This window comes from Erythrobacter sp. (assembly GCF_036351135.1).
In the GTDB taxonomy this organism is placed as follows: domain Bacteria; phylum Pseudomonadota; class Alphaproteobacteria; order Sphingomonadales; family Sphingomonadaceae; genus Erythrobacter.
In genome coordinates this window covers 150831-165172 of record NZ_JAZBON010000025.1, presented here as the reverse complement: position 1 = coordinate 165172, position 14342 = coordinate 150831, and the positions used below count along the sequence as shown (strand labels likewise).

The following is a 14342-nucleotide window of genomic DNA, read 5'->3' as shown; positions in this document are numbered from 1 at the left end:
CGGGCACAGGCACCTCTCAGCACGAACGGTTCTTGAACATGGCGCATAAGACACACCCCCAGGGCCTCCCCTCCAAGTCGCAGGTTCTCGATTTCATCCAGTCCTCCGACACCCCCGCCGGAAAGCGCGAAATCGCGAAGGCGTTCGGGCTCAAGGGGCAGGAGAAGATCGCGCTCAAGCGCTTGCTCAAGGACATGGCCGAAGAGGGCCTGATCGACGGCAAGAAAAGCGCCTATCACCGCATGGGTGGGGTGCCCAAGGTGACGGTGCTGCGGGTCGTCGAGATCGAGGATGGTGAGGCGATCGCGGTGCCCGATAGCTGGGCGCCCGATGCACCGGACGATCCGCCGCGCCTCGTCATGCAGGAAAGGAAAGGGCGCGACACCAAGGGTAGGGGCAAGCGCCCGATGCCCGCCCTCAAGCGTGGCGACCGTGTGCTTTCGCGCACCGAGGAGACCGCGAAAGGCTGGATCGCCTTCCCGATGAAGAAGCTGCCCGCGCGCACGGACGGCCTGATGGGCGTGGTCGAGCTGGACGGGAGCGGGAAACCCTGGCTCGCGCCGGTCGACAAGCGCGTGCGCCGCTCGTCCCCGATCAGCGACCTCGGCGGGGCGGAGGAGGGCCAGCTGGTCCTCGCCGAACGGGCCGGCCGGTCGGAGCGCGCGGGGGTCAAAGTCACCGAAGTGGTGGGCGATCCGCTGGCGCCCAAGAGCTTCAGCCTGATCGCCATCGCCAAGCATGGCATCCCGCATGTCTTCCCCAAGAACGTGATCGAGGAGGCGCAGGCGGCCGCCGACCTGTCGCTGTCGCACGATGCGCGCGAAGATTTGCGCGATGTGCCGATCGTCGCCATCGATCCCGCCGATGCGCGCGACCATGACGATGCGATCTGGGCCGAGCCCGATGGCAAGGGCGGCTACAATGCGCTCATCGCCATCGCCGACGTCTCCTACTACGTCCGCCCCGGCTCGGCGCTCGACAAGGAAGCGCGAAAGCGCGGCAATTCGGTCTATTTCCCCGACCGTGTCGTGCCGATGCTGCCCGAAGTGCTCTCCGCCGATGTCTGCTCCTTGCGCGAAGGCGAGGACCGTGCGGCGATGGTCTGCCACATCCATATCGACGGCGCGGGGAAGGTCGAAAATCGCGGCTTCACCCGCGCGATCGTGTGCATTCATCACAACATCGCCTATGAGGACGCGCAAGCCGCCGTAGATGGCGAGGACACGCCGGACTATCTGACGCATCTCTGGGGCGCATGGGGGCTGCTCGCCGAAGCGCGGGCGAAGCGCGATCCGCTCGAGCTCGAACTGCCGGAGCGCCGCGTGGTGCTGAACGAGGCGGGCCAGATCGAAGAGATCGCCGTGCGCGAACGGCTCGACGCGCACCGGGTGGTCGAGGATTTCATGATCGCCGCCAACGTCGCCGCGGCCAAGGCATTGGAGGCCAAGACTTCGCCCGTCGTCTACCGCGTCCATGAACCGCCGAGCCGCGAGAAACTGATCGCTCTGCGCGATTACATGGCGACGCTCGGCACCAAGCTGGCGCTCGGTCAGGTCGTGACGCCGGGCCTGTTCAACCGGATGCTGAAGGACGTCACCGACGAAAGTGAGAAGGCTCAGGTCATGGAGGCGGTGCTACGCAGCCAGATGCAGGCTTATTACGGCCCCGCCAATGCCGGGCATTTCGGGCTTGCGCTCGGCTCCTATGCGCATTTCACCTCGCCCATTCGCCGCTATGCCGACCTGCTGGTGCACCGCACACTGGTCGATGCCTACAAGCTCGAACAGCCGGCACCGAAGAAGAGCGATCTGCCGCGGGGCACCGGCCTTTCGGACAAGGACCGCGCAAGCCTGCAGGAAGTCTCCGACGCCATCAGCCAGGCCGAGCGCCGCGCGATGGAGGCCGAGCGAGACACGATCGACCGCTACGTCGCCGCCTGGCTCTCGGGCCGGGTGGGCGAGGTGTTCGACACCCGGATAACGGGAGTTCAGGGCTTCGGCTTCTTCGCAACGATCGTCGGGCTGGGCGGGGACGGGCTGGTCCCGGTCTCGACGCTGGGCGAAGAACATTTCCGCCACGACGAGGCCGCGCAGGCGCTGATCGGCGAAGAGAGCGGCACGCGCTATGCCCCCGGCGACCGGTTGAAACTGATGCTGGACGAGGCCAACGCGCTCACCGGCGCGCTCAAATTCGTTCCCGTCGACGAGGATGGCAACCGGCAGGATGCCAGCGGCAATCGCCGCCCGCGCGATCGCCGGCGGGAAGGGGGAGCCTCGCGCAAGGCCGGCCAATACGCCGCCGGCAAGCGCGGCCGCCCGGGCAATATCCGCCACCAGGGTCGCCGGCGGAAATAGCGCCCCGTAACAAGCGCGTCCCGGAACAAGCGCGGGGGCCGGGGGATTGGATTGGCAAAGGAGACGCCCATTGATCAAGCCGAAAACCAAAGTCCCTAATCTCGACCTCGAACTGACGATCGACGCGCAATACGATCTGTCGAAGCAGGAGCCGGAAAACTTCACCTTGGTGGTGATGTATCGCGGCAAGCACTGCCCGATCTGCAAGAGCCAGCTCGAAGAACTCGGCAGCAAGCTAGACAAGTTCACCGAGCGCGGCATCAACACGGTCGCAGTGTCGATGGACACGAAAGAGCGCGCGATGGTGGTGGACCGGGAATGGAAGACCGGCGACGTTCCGCTCGCCTATGGCATGAGCGAGGAGAAAGCGCGCGAATGGGGCCTCTATATCTCCACGGGGCGCGAGGGCAGCGACGAGCCCGATATGTTCAGCGAGCCCGGCATGTTCCTGGTCCGCCCGGACGGCACGCTCTATTTCGCCAGCGTGCAGAACGCGCCCTTCACCCGCCCGCCGCTGGACCAGCTGCTGCAGGGCATCGATTACGTACTCAAGAACGATTACCCGGTGCGCGGCACGGCCACCTGAGGCGCGTGCGGGCCGCGGGGCGGCTCACGCCTCGTGCTGGCTGTCCTTCTCGTCATAGTCGCCCGGAATGATATAGAGCGGGCAGGGCAGCGAGCCGGCCTGCGCGGCGAAATGCGTGACGAGCGGCCCCGGCTGTCCTCCCGGCGCCGCCCCGAGCACCAGGGCGGCGACCTCTTCATGGTTGGCGAGAAACTCGCTGACCAAAGTCGTTCCGTTGCCGGTCTTGACCGAGATTGTCGGCATGATCCCGCTTTCGGCGAGCAGGTTTCCGGCAACGCCATGCGCGAGCATCTCGGCCCGGTCGCGCGCTTCCTCTTCGATCGTCGCCTGAACCGTGCCGAAGGCGTTGAAGTTCTGCTGTGCGACCAGCGCCAGGATATGCACCGCGCCCTCCACCTGCACCGCGCGCCGCGCGGCAAAGCGCAAGGCGGCGCGCGCCTCGTCGCTTTCATCCATGATCACCAGGAATGTGCGCAAACGCTCTTGCCCCTCGCTCCGCCACGTTTCAGCCAGCGGGTCTATGGCCGGGAACCGCGCGTGGCAAGCCGGGCTCCGCCCGCACCTATCGGAAAGGGGCCTTGCTCCGCGCGCTGGTCTGGCTAAACCCCCGATGGCAACGCATATTGTCGCAATGTGAAATGGAAATCCGAGGGCCCCTGAACGACCATGGCGATCGAACTCAAGATGCCCGCGCTGTCCCCGACGATGGAGGAGGGCACGCTCGCGAAATGGCTGGTCAAGGTCGGCGACACGATCAGCTCCGGCGACATCATGGCCGAGATCGAGACCGACAAGGCGACGATGGAATTCGAGGCGGTCGACGAAGGCACTCTGGCCGCTATCGTGGTCGACGAGGGCGTGGAGAATGTCGCGGTCGGCACGGTGATCGCGATGCTCGCCGAAGAGGGCGAGGATGCGAGCGAGATCGAGGCGCCGGCCGCCAACGGCGCAGCATCGCCGGAGCCGGACAATGCCCCCAAGGAGACCAGCGAGGACAAGCCGGCGGAGCCGCGCGGAGAAAGCAGTGAGCCCAAGGCGAGCCCGCTGGCCAAGCGCCTGGCGGCGCAGGCCGGGGTTGACCTCGCGACGATCGAGGGCACCGGCCCGGGCGGACGGATCGTCAAGGCCGATATCGAAGCGGCGAGCGGGTCCGGGGGAAAGACAGCGCGGGCTGCGACCTCGAACGGCAGCACGCAACCGCAGGAGGCCCCTGCCGCCGCAGGGCCTCGCGGCACGGACGAGCGCATCATCGCCTCGCCGCTGGCCAAGAAAATGGCGGTGGAGAAGGGCTACGATCTCGCGCAGATCACCGGCACCGGCCCGAACGGTCGCATCGTCAAGGCCGATATCGAGAGCTTTGATCCCTCTGCCCAGCCAGCCCCCGCGCAGCCGGAGACCTCGGGCGACGGCGCAAAACCGAAGGAGCCACCTGCCTCCGCAGGTGCTCAACAAGGCGCGCAAGCTCCCGATCATGGCGCGCCGTTCGAGGAGGAAAAGCTCTCCAATGTCCGTAAGGTCATCGCCCGCCGCCTGACCGAGAGCAAGCAGACCGTCCCGCATTACTATCTGACGATGGACATCGTGCTCGATCCGCTGCTGGCCTTGCGCAAGCAATTGAACGAAAGCCTCGAGCCCGATGGGGTCAAACTGTCGGTCAACGATCTGCTGATCAAGGCGCTCGCCCGCGCGCTCATCCGCGTGCCGCAATGCAATGTCAGCTTCCACGGCGACACCATGCGAAAATATAGCCGCGCCGATATTTCGGTGGCGGTCGCCGCGCCTTCGGGCCTGATCACCCCGGTCATCACCGAGGCGAACACAAAGGGTCTGGCGCAGATCAGCCGCGAGATGAAGGAGCTTGCCGGCAAGGCGCGCGAGGGCAAACTGCAACCGCACGAATATCAGGGCGGCACGGCGAGCCTGTCCAATTTGGGCATGTTCGGGATCAAACAGTTCGACGCGGTTATCAATCCCCCGCAGGGCATGATCCTCGCGGTCGGGGCAGGGCAGCAGGTTCCTCATGTGATCGACGGCGAGATCAAACCCGCCACCGTCCTCCACGCCAGCGGCAGCTTCGACCACCGCGCCATCGACGGCGCCGACGGCGCGCAACTGATGGAAACGATCAAGCAGCTGATCGAGGCGCCGATGGGACTGGTGGTCTAATTCCAGCAAGAAACTCCGCTCGTCCTGAGCTTGTCGAAGGACCGCATTTCACTTTGGCGTTACGGAGAAAGAAAAGGACGGCCCTTCGACAAGCTCAGGGCGAACGGTGGTTGGAGGGGTGCCCAGGAAGCAGAAACCTGTCCTACAAGGCGCAATTCCGCCAAAGGAGCGACATGATGAACCCCGCTTGCCCTTTCGCTCCAATTCTCGAGTCTCTGCCTGACAACCGCCCCGATTTTTCTCTCTCAGGACTGTGTTCCATGTGTTCCACCCTTCAGGTTCGAAAGGTTTAAGCTGAATGGCTGACCAATACGACGTCATCGTGCTGGGCAGTGGCCCCGGGGGCTATGTCGCCGCGATCCGGGCTGCGCAGCTGGGGCTGAAGGTCGCCATCGTCGAGCGCGAGTTGCTTGGCGGGATCTGCCTCAACTGGGGCTGTATCCCGACCAAGGCGATGCTGCGTTCGGCCGAGGTCTTCCACATGATGCAGAACGCGGGCGATTACGGGCTCGCGGCGAAGGAGATCGAGGCCGACCTCGCCGCCATCGTCAAGCGCAGCCGCGGGGTGGCGAGCCAGCTCAATCAGGGCGTCACGCATCTGATGAAGAAGAACAAGATCGCCGTGCATATGGGCGAGGGCACCCTGACCGGGCCGACTTCGCTTACGGTCAAGGGCGACCCCGGATCGAAGTCCGGGGCAGGGAAGGGTGAGGAGGAGCTCGAGGCGAAACACGTCATCGTCGCCACCGGCGCGCGGGCGCGCGACCTGCCTTCCGCGTCGGCGGACGGCAAGCGGGTGTGGACCTATCGCCATGCCATGACCCCGCCCGAACAGCCGACCAAGCTGCTGGTGATCGGATCGGGCGCGATCGGGATCGAGTTCGCGAGCTTCTACAACGACATCGGTGTCGATGTGACGGTGGTCGAAATGCTCGATCGGATCGTGCCCGTCGAGGACGAGGAGGTCTCCGCCTTCCTCGAGAAGAACCTCGCCAAACAGGGCATCACCATCCACACCGGCGCCAGCGTCGAGGATGTGAAGGTCGGCGAGAAGGGCGTCACGGCCACCATCAAGGACAAGAGCGGCAAGACGATGAGCGCCGATTACAGCCACGTCATCACTGCGATCGGCATCGTCCCCAACACAGAAGACATCGGCATCGACGACTACGTGACGATGGATCGCGGCTTCATCGCAATCGACGGTTTCGGGCGCACCGGCACCGAGGGCCTATGGGCGATCGGCGACTGCACGCCGGGACCGTGGCTTGCGCACAAGGCCAGCCACGAAGGCGTCGCCTGCGCCGAAGCGATCGCGCGCGAGCTCGGCAACGGTGAGGTCCACCCCCACCCGCTCGACCGGCAGGGCATTCCGGGCTGCACCTATTGCCACCCCCAGGTCGCGAGCGTCGGGCTCACCGAGGCGAAGGCGCGCGAGGCGGGCTACGAGGTCAAGGTCGGCCGCTTCCCCTTCATCGGCAACGGCAAGGCGATCGCGCTCGGCGAGGCGGAGGGCTTCATCAAGACGGTGTTCGACGCGGAGACAGGCGAATTGCTCGGCGCGCACATGGTCGGCGCAGAGGTCACCGAACTGATCCAGGGTTACACGGTCGGCAAGACGCTGGAGACGACCGAGGCGGAGTTGATGAACACGGTGTTCCCGCATCCCACTTTGTCGGAGATGATGCATGAAAGCGTGCTCGACGCCTATGGCCGCGCGCTGCATTTCTGATGGCGCGGCAGGCAAGCGGAATGGCGGACAGGGTGGGATTCGAACCCACGAAGGGCTTGCACCCTTGCCGGTTTTCAAGACCGGTGCATTCAACCGCTCTGCCACCTGTCCGCAATGCCTCGCGCTCGCTAGCGGGCCGCGCGGGACTTGTCACCAATTACGAGGGCGCGTTCAGGTCAAGGCTATGAGATTGCGCGATAACATGTCAGGGGCGTCCCACCTCCTGCCGCCACAACTGACAAGAGACCGCTACTGATGTTCCCCAATCGCCTTCTTTCCGCCGCTTCGCTCGCCCTGGCGACGCAGGCTATCGGTGCGACCACGCCCGCCGCCCCTGCCGCCGCGCAGGTCGCCGCGCGCGATGGCATCGCCTTCGATGCCTATGTCGAGCTATTGAAGGCCCGCGCGAGGGCCGAAGGGGTGAGCGAGCGGACCATCCAGAACATGACGCGCGGTCTCACACCGAACGCGCGCGTCATCGAGCTCGATCGCGGGCAGCCGGGCAGCCCGACCCGCCGTGGCTACCCGGCGCTAGCTCCCTATATCGCCACCCATGTCAATTCGACGCGCATTGCGGGCGGGCGCAGCGTTTATCAGGGCAACCGCTCCACCCTTGCCGCGGTCGAGCGCGAATATGGCGTGCCGGGCGAGATCATCGTCGCAATCTTCGGTCACGAAACCAGCTATGGCAGGATCAAGGGCGGCTTCGACCTGTCGCGCAGCCTTGCTTCGCTCGCCTGGGAAGGGCGCCGGCGCGAGCTTTTTGAAGGCGAATGGGTGGCGCTGATGAAGGTGGCGGACCGTGGCTACAGCCGCGATCAGCTGATCGGCAGTTATGCGGGTGCCTTCGGCAATCCGCAGTTCCTGCCTTCGGTCTATCTGCGCCTTGCGACTGATGGCGATGGCGATGGGCGCGCCAACATCTTCACCAATCGTGCCGACACGTTCGCCTCGATCGCGAACTACTTCCGCGATGCCGGCTGGCGGACGGGCCAGCCCTGGGGCGTGCGCGCCGGGGTGCCGCGCGGATTCGATGTCGATGCCTATCGCACCGAGATCGAGGCGCCGGTCTGCAGCCGCGTGCACGAACGTCACAGTCAGTGGAAGACCGTCGACGAATGGCGCGCATTGGGCGTGCAACCCCAGCGCCCTCTGCCCGGCGACACGCTCGTCAGCCTGTTCCAACCCGACGGACCCGGCACCCCAGCCTGGCTTCTGACCGGCAATTACCGCGTCATCCTCGAATACAATTGCTCGAACTATTACGCGATGAGCGTCGGCCTGCTTGCCGACGAAATCGCGAACTGAGAGGTATGCCGCTCTCGCCCTGCCGCCACGCATTCTGTATGGCTGGCTCGGTGGCCAGACCGATACAAGCACAGCGAGATGTCCAGGGAGGTGTCTGGGCGATCATAACGATCGCGTTCGCTGCGATGCTCGTGGCAGCACCTGTCCGCGCGCAGGACGACAGCACCCCGCGCGTTCCCTCTGCCGAGGAGGCGCCAATCGCGATGCTGGTCGATGTGACGAGCGGGCAGATATTGCACGAACGCGCCGCGGACAGGCGCTTCGTCCCCGCCTCGATCACCAAGGTGATGACGCTTTACCACGCCTTCGAACTGATCGAGGAGGGCGCGCTCGATCCGCGCCAGGTCATGACGATGCGGCCCGAGGCGTGGCGCGAATGGAACGGGCGCGGCTCGACCCTATGGATCGGCGCCAAGGATCGCATTCCGGTGGAGATCCTGATGATGGGGATCGCCAATGTCTCGGCAAACGATGCCTCGATCATGCTCGCCGAAGGGCAGGCGGGATCGCTCGAGGGCTGGCTTGCGGGCATGAATGCGCGGACGCGCGAGCTCGGAATGGAGGACAGCCATTTTGGCACGCCCAATGGCTGGCCCGACGAAGGCGCGACCTTTACCAGCGCGCGCGACCTGGTGACGCTCGCCACCGCCATGATCGCCCGCCACCCGCGCAAATTCGCGCGCTACATCGGCAAACCTGGCTTTGGCTATAACGGCATCGCGCAAAACAATCACGACCCGCTGATCGGGCGGGTGCGCGGAGCGGACGGGATCAAGACCGGCTACACGAACGAAGCGGGCTTCGGCTACCTTGGCACCGCTGCGCGCGATGGCCAGCGCCTCGTTCTGGTGGTCGCCGGCGCCGATCGCAGCGCGGTCCGGGCCCGTGCGGCGCGCGACTACATCGAATGGGGTTTCAGCGCCTTTGAACGCAAGACCCTGTTTGACGCAGGCGAGATCGTCGCGAGGGCGCAGGTCCAGCGCGGCAGTGCGCGCTCGGTGCCCCTGGCGGCGGATAGCAGCGTCGCGGTCAGCGTGCCTAAGGGGCGGGCGGGAGAGCTCACCGCCCGCATTGTTTATGACGGCCCCCTGCGCGCGCCGATTGCCGCCGGGGACGAGGTGGCAACATTGGTGGTCGAAGTGCCGGGTATGGAGCCTGCGCGCATCATGCTGCAAGCCCAAGAAAGCGTCGGCGAAGCGGGTGTGCTCGCACGGCTGTGGAACGGTCTCGCCGGGTGGTTCGCATGAAGTCCGGCGGATCGCGGGGGATTTTCATCGCTTTCGAGGGTGGGGAGGGGACGGGCAAGTCGACGCAGGTTCGCATGCTTGCCGATTCCCTGAGGTCGCAGGGGCACACGGTCAACACCACGCGCGAACCGGGCGGCACTCCCGGTGCCGAGGCGATCCGTTCGCTGTTGCTCGATCCGCCGGGCGAGGGCTGGACGCGAGAGGCCGAAGCACTGCTCTTCGCCGCCGCCCGCGCCGATCACGTGGACCAGCTGATCCTGCCGGCGCTTGAGCGGGGCGACTTGGTGCTGAGCGATCGCTTCCTGGATTCGAGTCGCGCCTATCAGGGCGGGGCGGGCGGACTTGCCGATGCCGACATCCTTCACCTGCACCAATTTGGCAGCGCCGATCTCAGACCCGACCTGACGCTGCTACTGGAAGTGGATGACGATGTGCGGACCGCCCGCCTTGCCGCGCGCGATGGCAAGGTAAGCGATGCGATCGGTGGACGCAGCGCCGCCTATCACGCCGAGGTCGCGCGCGCCTTTCGCAGCTTCGCCGAGCAAGACCCGGACCGCGTGCGGCGCATCGACGGGGGTGGATCGCCCGGCGAGGTTCATGCGCGCGTCATGACCGCGCTCGCCCCACTGCTCGAACGGGCATCCGCATGAGCGCGCCCGAGACCCCTGCGCTGCCGCTCGAATGGCCCAACCACGCCGCCGCCTGGCGCGAATGGCGCGCAGCGCTCGCCGGAACGCGGATGCATCACGGCTGGATCCTTGCCGGCAAGAGCGGGCTAGGCAAGCGCGCCTTCTCCGCCGCCGCCGCACGCGAACTGGTTGCGAGCGAAGGCGCGCCATCACCGGACGCGCATCCCGACATCATCACGCTCACGCACGGCCCGCGCAACGACAAGGAAGCGCGCGCGGCCGCCGAGGGTAAACCCTACGAACGCGCGCGCTCCATCCGCGTCGACCAGGTGCGTACCATGCAAAAGCGCCTGACCACCCGCCCGACCCTCGGCGAACGCCGCGCCATCGTCATCGACCCGGCGGACGACCTCGAAGTAAGCGCCGCCAACGCGCTGCTCAAGAGCCTCGAGGAACCGCCCGCGGGTACTTTCTTCCTGCTCGTCACCCACAGTCCGTCGCGACTCCTGCCCACGATCCGCTCGCGCTGCCGCATGCTGCGCTTCCCCGTTCTACGTGACCAAGAGCTTGCGGCAATGCTCGATGCGGCTGAGATCACCGCGACGCCCGAGGCCAGGCGCGCCGCAGTCGAGGCGGCGGACGGTTCGCTTGGCGCCGCGATCCGTTTCGCCGAGCAGGAGCTCGCGCCGATGGGGGGGTTGATCCGCAACATTCTCTCCGCCGGCGACCGCGACCTTTCCCAGCGCGCAGACCTGGCGCGCATGATCGGCCCACGCCCCGATCGCGAACGGTTGCAGGCGGTGCTCGACCTCGCTCAGCGCATTGTCGCCGACGCCGCGCGCAGCACCGCCAGCCATGCTCATCGCGCGCAGCTCGCCGATCTCTACGGCGAACTTGGCACGCTCGCGGCCAAGGCGCCGACCTACAATTTCGACACTGGGCTGCTGACGCTCGAAATCGGCGGCTTGCTCGCGCGGGCCGCCCCGGCTAGCGAGCCTGCCCATGGCCGATAGCGACACCGCCCCCTATTACGTCACCACCGCGATCAACTATCCCAACGGCCGGCCGCATGTCGGACACGCCTACGAAGCGATCGCCGCCGACGTTATCGCCCGGTTCCAGCGGCTGCGCGGGCGCGAGGTGCGCTTTCAGACCGGCACCGACGAACATGGCCTGAAGATGGCGCGCAAGGCCGAAGAGCAGGGCCGGACACCGCGAGACCTCGCCGACGAAATGTCGGGATATTTCCGGGAGATGGGCGAGAAACTGAACATCTCGTATGATCGTTTCATCCGCACCGTCGAGGACGATCACCACCGCGCGAGCCAGGAAATCTGGCGCCGCATGGAAGACACCGGCGATCTCTATCTCGATCGTTACGAAGGCTGGTACTCGGTGCGCGACGAGGCCTATTACGATGAAAGCGAGCTTGAGCAGGGCGAGGGCGGCGAAAAGCTCTCGCCGCAGGGCACGCCGGTCGAATGGACGGTCGAGGAAAGCTGGTTCTTCCGCCTGTCGAAATACGAAAAGCCGTTGCTGGAGCTGCTGAGACGCCCCGGCTTCCTCGAGCCCGCAAGCCGTCGCAACGAGATGATTGCCTTCGTTGAACAGGGTCTGCGTGATCTTTCGGTCAGCCGCACCAGCTTCGATTGGGGCGTGAAGGTGCCCGGTTCAGACAACCATGTCATGTATGTCTGGGTCGATGCGCTCACCAATTACCTCACCGGCTTGGGCTTTCCCGACGACACCGAGGACATGCGCACATTCTGGCCCGCCGATCTGCACCTCATCGGCAAGGATATCGTGCGGTTTCACACGATCTACTGGCCCGCGTTCCTGATGAGCGCGAAGCTGCCCGTACCCAAGGCGGTGTTCGGCCACGGATTTCTGCTCAATCGCGGGCAAAAGGAATCGAAGTCGCTCGGCAACGTCACCGACCCGCTCGATCTCGCGGATGAGTTCGGGGTGGATGCGCTGCGCTATTTCCTGATGCGCGAAGTCGCATTCGGGCAGGACGGCAGCTATTCCGCCGAAGCCATCGTCACGCGCGCAAATGCGGAGCTGGCCAACAGCTTCGGTAATCTGGCGCAGCGCACGCTCTCGATGATCCACAAGAATATGGACGGCGCAATTGCAACATTCAAACCGACCGAGGCGGATTGGGATTTGCTCGGCATGGTGCGCAAGGCTTGCGCGGAGGAATTGCCGGAACAGTTCGAGAAGCTCGCCTTTTCGGTCGGTATCGAGGCGTGGATCAAGGCGGTCTATGCCTGCAACCAGTATGTCGACGAACAGGCACCGTGGGCGCTCAAAAAGACCGATCCTGAGCGGATGAAGGTGGTGCTGCAGACGCTTTTCGCGACTTTGCGCGACCTTGCCATCGTCATCCAGCCCGTCGTGCCGATGAAGGCGGCTTTGCTGCTTGACCAGCTCGGTATCCCCGAAAACGAGCGGGGTTTCACCAATATTCGCGATCCCGACTGGTACAATCGCCTTGTCGAGCGCGGCTTCACGGTCGGCAAACCCACCCCGATCTTCCCGCGGCTCGAATTGCCGGAAGAGGAGGCGGCCTGATGCTGGTCGATAGCCACTGCCACCTCGAATATAAGGGCCTCGTCGAAGACCAGGCGGGCGTCCTTGCGCGGGCGCGAGAGGCTGGGGTTGGGGCCTTCCTCAACATCTCGACCAAGCGCGCCGAATGGGAACAGGTCGTCGCCACCGCGACCCGCGAGCCCGACGTGTTCGCAAGCGTCGGCATCCACCCACACGAGGCCGATCCGCACGAGGACCTGGGCCGCGACGTGCTGCTTGCCACGACCGAAAGCCCGCGCGTCATCGCGATCGGGGAAACCGGGCTCGACTATTTCTACGAGCATTCGGACCGCGACACCCAGGCCAAACTCTTTCGCATGCATATCGACGTGGCGCGCGAGACCGGGCTTCCGATCATCATCCACACGCGCGATGCCGAGGACGACACCTTCGAGATTCTCCGCGACGAGATGCAGAAAGGGGCATTCCCGGCGCTCATTCACTGCTTCACCGCGTCGGCCAAATTCGGGCGCAAGGTGCTCGATCTGGGTCTCACGATCTCGCTTTCCGGGATCGTAACATTCAAGAATGCCAAGGACTTACAGGCCGCAGCGCAGGAAATACCCGAAGATCGCCTGCTGGTCGAAACCGACAGCCCGTTTCTAGCGCCCGTGCCCAATCGCGGAAAAGTGTGCGAACCGGCCTATGTCGCCGACACTGCGCGGTTCGTGGCGGAACTGCGCGGGACGGAACCCGAAAAGCTTGCGGATCAAACCACGGCAAACTTCAAGAAACTGTTTTCGAAAGCGAAGCTGTGAAGCTCGTCATGCTTGGTTCGGGCACGTCGACCGGCGTGCCGCGCGTGGGCGGAGAGGATGGCAGAGGCGACTGGGGCAATTGCGATCCGGAGGAGCCGCGCAATCGACGCACGCGCGTCTCGATAGTGGTCGAGAGCGAGGCGGGCGCCCGGCTTCTGATCGACACCTCTTCCGACTGCCGCGCGCAATTGCTTGCGAACCGTATCGGCAGCGTAGACGCGGTCTTCTGGACGCACGACCACGCCGATCACTGCCACGGGATCGATGACCTGCGCGTCATGCGATATGGCCGTGGTGGGCCTATTCCCGGATACGCCTCGAGCGAAACCGTGCGCCGCCTGCGCCAGCGCTTCGGCTATGTCTTCGCCGGACAGGACGGTTATCCCACCATCTGCAGCATCGACACGCTCGAGCGTTTGCGCATCGTCGCCGGCTTCGGAGTCGAATGGTGTCAGATGGCGCACGGCCCGGGCGAAACGACCGGTTTCCGCTTCGAAGCCGATGGTAAATCCATCGCCTATGCAACGGATTTCTCGGAGATTTCCGAGGAGATGGTTGAAACATTTGGCAGCGTCGACATCCTGGTCAGTGACTGCCTGCGCCGCGATCCGCATCCCACCCACGCGCATCTCGCAATGGCAATCGAGCTGGCGGAACGCGCGAATGCCGGTCGGCTTGTGCTAAGCCATCTCGACAAAAGCATGGACTATCGCAGCCTTTGCGACGAGGTGCCCGAACATGTCACCGTGGGCTATGACGGATTGGAGATGAAGGCATGAACGAAGGCGCGATCGTTTCGATTGTGGCGCTGCTCGGCTGGCTGATCCTGGCGGGCGGCGCGCTGGCGAGCTTCCGCCTCGGCTGGAGCAAGATCGTGCGACTGGGACTGGTATGGCTGGCGATCTTCGCCGGAATGTTCGTCATCGCCGATCTGATGGGGGCAACGCTGCCGAACTAGGGCTGCCACCGG

General features: G+C 65.1%; 13 protein-coding genes and 1 tRNA gene. 12 read left to right on the top strand and 2 right to left on the bottom strand.

Annotated features, from left to right (window positions below; genetic code table 11):
- Nucleotides 1-38 precede the first annotated feature (38 nt).
- Together rnr and V2I30_RS07755 are read left to right on the top strand one after the other, a co-directional pair.
- Nucleotides 39-2354 carry a ribonuclease R gene (gene rnr / locus V2I30_RS07760; RefSeq protein WP_330661543.1) on the top strand — a complete coding sequence of 772 codons (2316 nt, stop codon included), beginning with the start codon at nucleotides 39-41 and terminating at the stop codon, nucleotides 2352-2354.
- 70 nt (nucleotides 2355-2424) lie between these two features.
- Nucleotides 2425-2940, top strand: a complete 516-nt coding sequence (locus tag V2I30_RS07755) for a peroxiredoxin-like family protein (protein WP_330661542.1) — start codon at nucleotides 2425-2427, stop codon at nucleotides 2938-2940.
- 24 nt (nucleotides 2941-2964) lie between these two features.
- Here the strand turns inward: V2I30_RS07755 and V2I30_RS07750 are convergent, their stop codons facing one another.
- Nucleotides 2965-3417, bottom strand: coding sequence for a universal stress protein (locus V2I30_RS07750; protein ID WP_330661541.1), 453 nt, complete (start codon nucleotides 3415-3417; stop codon nucleotides 2965-2967).
- A 189-nt stretch (nucleotides 3418-3606) separates the two neighbouring features.
- Between V2I30_RS07750 and V2I30_RS07745 the strand changes: the two genes are divergently transcribed.
- Both V2I30_RS07745 and lpdA read left to right on the top strand, forming a co-directional pair.
- Nucleotides 3607-5106, top strand: a complete 1500-nt coding sequence (locus tag V2I30_RS07745; RefSeq protein ID WP_330661540.1) for a 2-oxo acid dehydrogenase subunit E2 — start codon at nucleotides 3607-3609, stop codon at nucleotides 5104-5106.
- Nucleotides 5107-5404: 298 nt separating this feature from the next.
- Nucleotides 5405-6838, top strand: coding sequence for a dihydrolipoyl dehydrogenase (lpdA, locus tag V2I30_RS07740; protein WP_330661539.1), 1434 nt, complete (start codon nucleotides 5405-5407; stop codon nucleotides 6836-6838).
- Nucleotides 6839-6859: 21 nt separating this feature from the next.
- On the opposite strand, the gene V2I30_RS07735 is transcribed toward lpdA, so the two are convergent.
- Nucleotides 6860-6949: transfer RNA gene (locus V2I30_RS07735), tRNA-Ser, on the bottom strand.
- Nucleotides 6950-7093: 144 nt separating this feature from the next.
- Here V2I30_RS07735 and V2I30_RS07730 point away from each other — a divergent pair.
- The 8 genes from V2I30_RS07730 to V2I30_RS07695 all read left to right on the top strand — a co-directional run bounded on the left by V2I30_RS07730 (nucleotide 7094) and on the right by V2I30_RS07695 (nucleotide 14330).
- Nucleotides 7094-8146, top strand: a complete 1053-nt coding sequence (locus V2I30_RS07730; protein ID WP_330661538.1) for a lytic murein transglycosylase — start codon at nucleotides 7094-7096, stop codon at nucleotides 8144-8146.
- 125 nt (nucleotides 8147-8271) lie between these two features.
- Nucleotides 8272-9393, top strand: coding sequence for a D-alanyl-D-alanine carboxypeptidase family protein (locus V2I30_RS07725; RefSeq protein WP_442896912.1), 1122 nt, complete (start codon nucleotides 8272-8274; stop codon nucleotides 9391-9393).
- Nucleotides 9390-10043: a dTMP kinase gene (gene tmk / locus V2I30_RS07720; protein WP_330661644.1), complete on the top strand. Its 654-nt coding sequence runs from the start codon at nucleotides 9390-9392 to the stop codon at nucleotides 10041-10043. Before V2I30_RS07725 ends, tmk begins: the two co-directional genes overlap by 4 nt.
- Nucleotides 10040-11035, top strand: coding sequence for a DNA polymerase III subunit delta' (locus tag V2I30_RS07715; RefSeq protein ID WP_330661536.1), 996 nt, complete (start codon nucleotides 10040-10042; stop codon nucleotides 11033-11035). Before tmk ends, V2I30_RS07715 begins: the two co-directional genes overlap by 4 nt.
- Complete coding sequence (gene metG / locus V2I30_RS07710; RefSeq protein WP_330661535.1) at nucleotides 11025-12596, top strand: methionine--tRNA ligase; 1572 nt, start codon at nucleotides 11025-11027, stop codon at nucleotides 12594-12596. Before V2I30_RS07715 ends, metG begins: the two co-directional genes overlap by 11 nt.
- Nucleotides 12596-13372, top strand: coding sequence for a TatD family hydrolase (locus V2I30_RS07705; protein ID WP_330661533.1), 777 nt, complete (start codon nucleotides 12596-12598; stop codon nucleotides 13370-13372). Before metG ends, V2I30_RS07705 begins: the two co-directional genes overlap by 1 nt.
- On the top strand, nucleotides 13369-14151 hold the full coding sequence (locus tag V2I30_RS07700; RefSeq protein ID WP_330661532.1) for an MBL fold metallo-hydrolase: 783 nt from the start codon (nucleotides 13369-13371) through the stop codon (nucleotides 14149-14151). The genes V2I30_RS07705 and V2I30_RS07700 overlap by 4 nt, the downstream gene beginning before the upstream one ends.
- On the top strand, nucleotides 14148-14330 hold the full coding sequence (locus V2I30_RS07695) for a hypothetical protein (protein ID WP_330661531.1): 183 nt from the start codon (nucleotides 14148-14150) through the stop codon (nucleotides 14328-14330). Before V2I30_RS07700 ends, V2I30_RS07695 begins: the two co-directional genes overlap by 4 nt.
- The last annotated feature ends 12 nt before the right edge of the window (nucleotides 14331-14342 follow it).

Coding starts and splice junctions, on each gene's coding strand:
- V2I30_RS07695 (WP_330661531.1), top strand. CDS start 14,148: ATGAACGAAGGCGCGATCGTTTCGATTGTGGCGCTGCTCGGCTGGCTG.
- tmk (WP_330661644.1), top strand. CDS start 9,390: ATGAAGTCCGGCGGATCGCGGGGGATTTTCATCGCTTTCGAGGGTGGG.
- V2I30_RS07715 (WP_330661536.1), top strand. CDS start 10,040: ATGAGCGCGCCCGAGACCCCTGCGCTGCCGCTCGAATGGCCCAACCAC.
- metG (WP_330661535.1), top strand. CDS start 11,025: ATGGCCGATAGCGACACCGCCCCCTATTACGTCACCACCGCGATCAAC.
- V2I30_RS07725 (WP_442896912.1), top strand. CDS start 8,272: ATGCTCGTGGCAGCACCTGTCCGCGCGCAGGACGACAGCACCCCGCGC.
- lpdA (WP_330661539.1), top strand. CDS start 5,405: ATGGCTGACCAATACGACGTCATCGTGCTGGGCAGTGGCCCCGGGGGC.
- V2I30_RS07730 (WP_330661538.1), top strand. CDS start 7,094: ATGTTCCCCAATCGCCTTCTTTCCGCCGCTTCGCTCGCCCTGGCGACG.
- rnr (WP_330661543.1), top strand. CDS start 39: ATGGCGCATAAGACACACCCCCAGGGCCTCCCCTCCAAGTCGCAGGTT.
- V2I30_RS07745 (WP_330661540.1), top strand. CDS start 3,607: ATGGCGATCGAACTCAAGATGCCCGCGCTGTCCCCGACGATGGAGGAG.
- V2I30_RS07705 (WP_330661533.1), top strand. CDS start 12,596: ATGCTGGTCGATAGCCACTGCCACCTCGAATATAAGGGCCTCGTCGAA.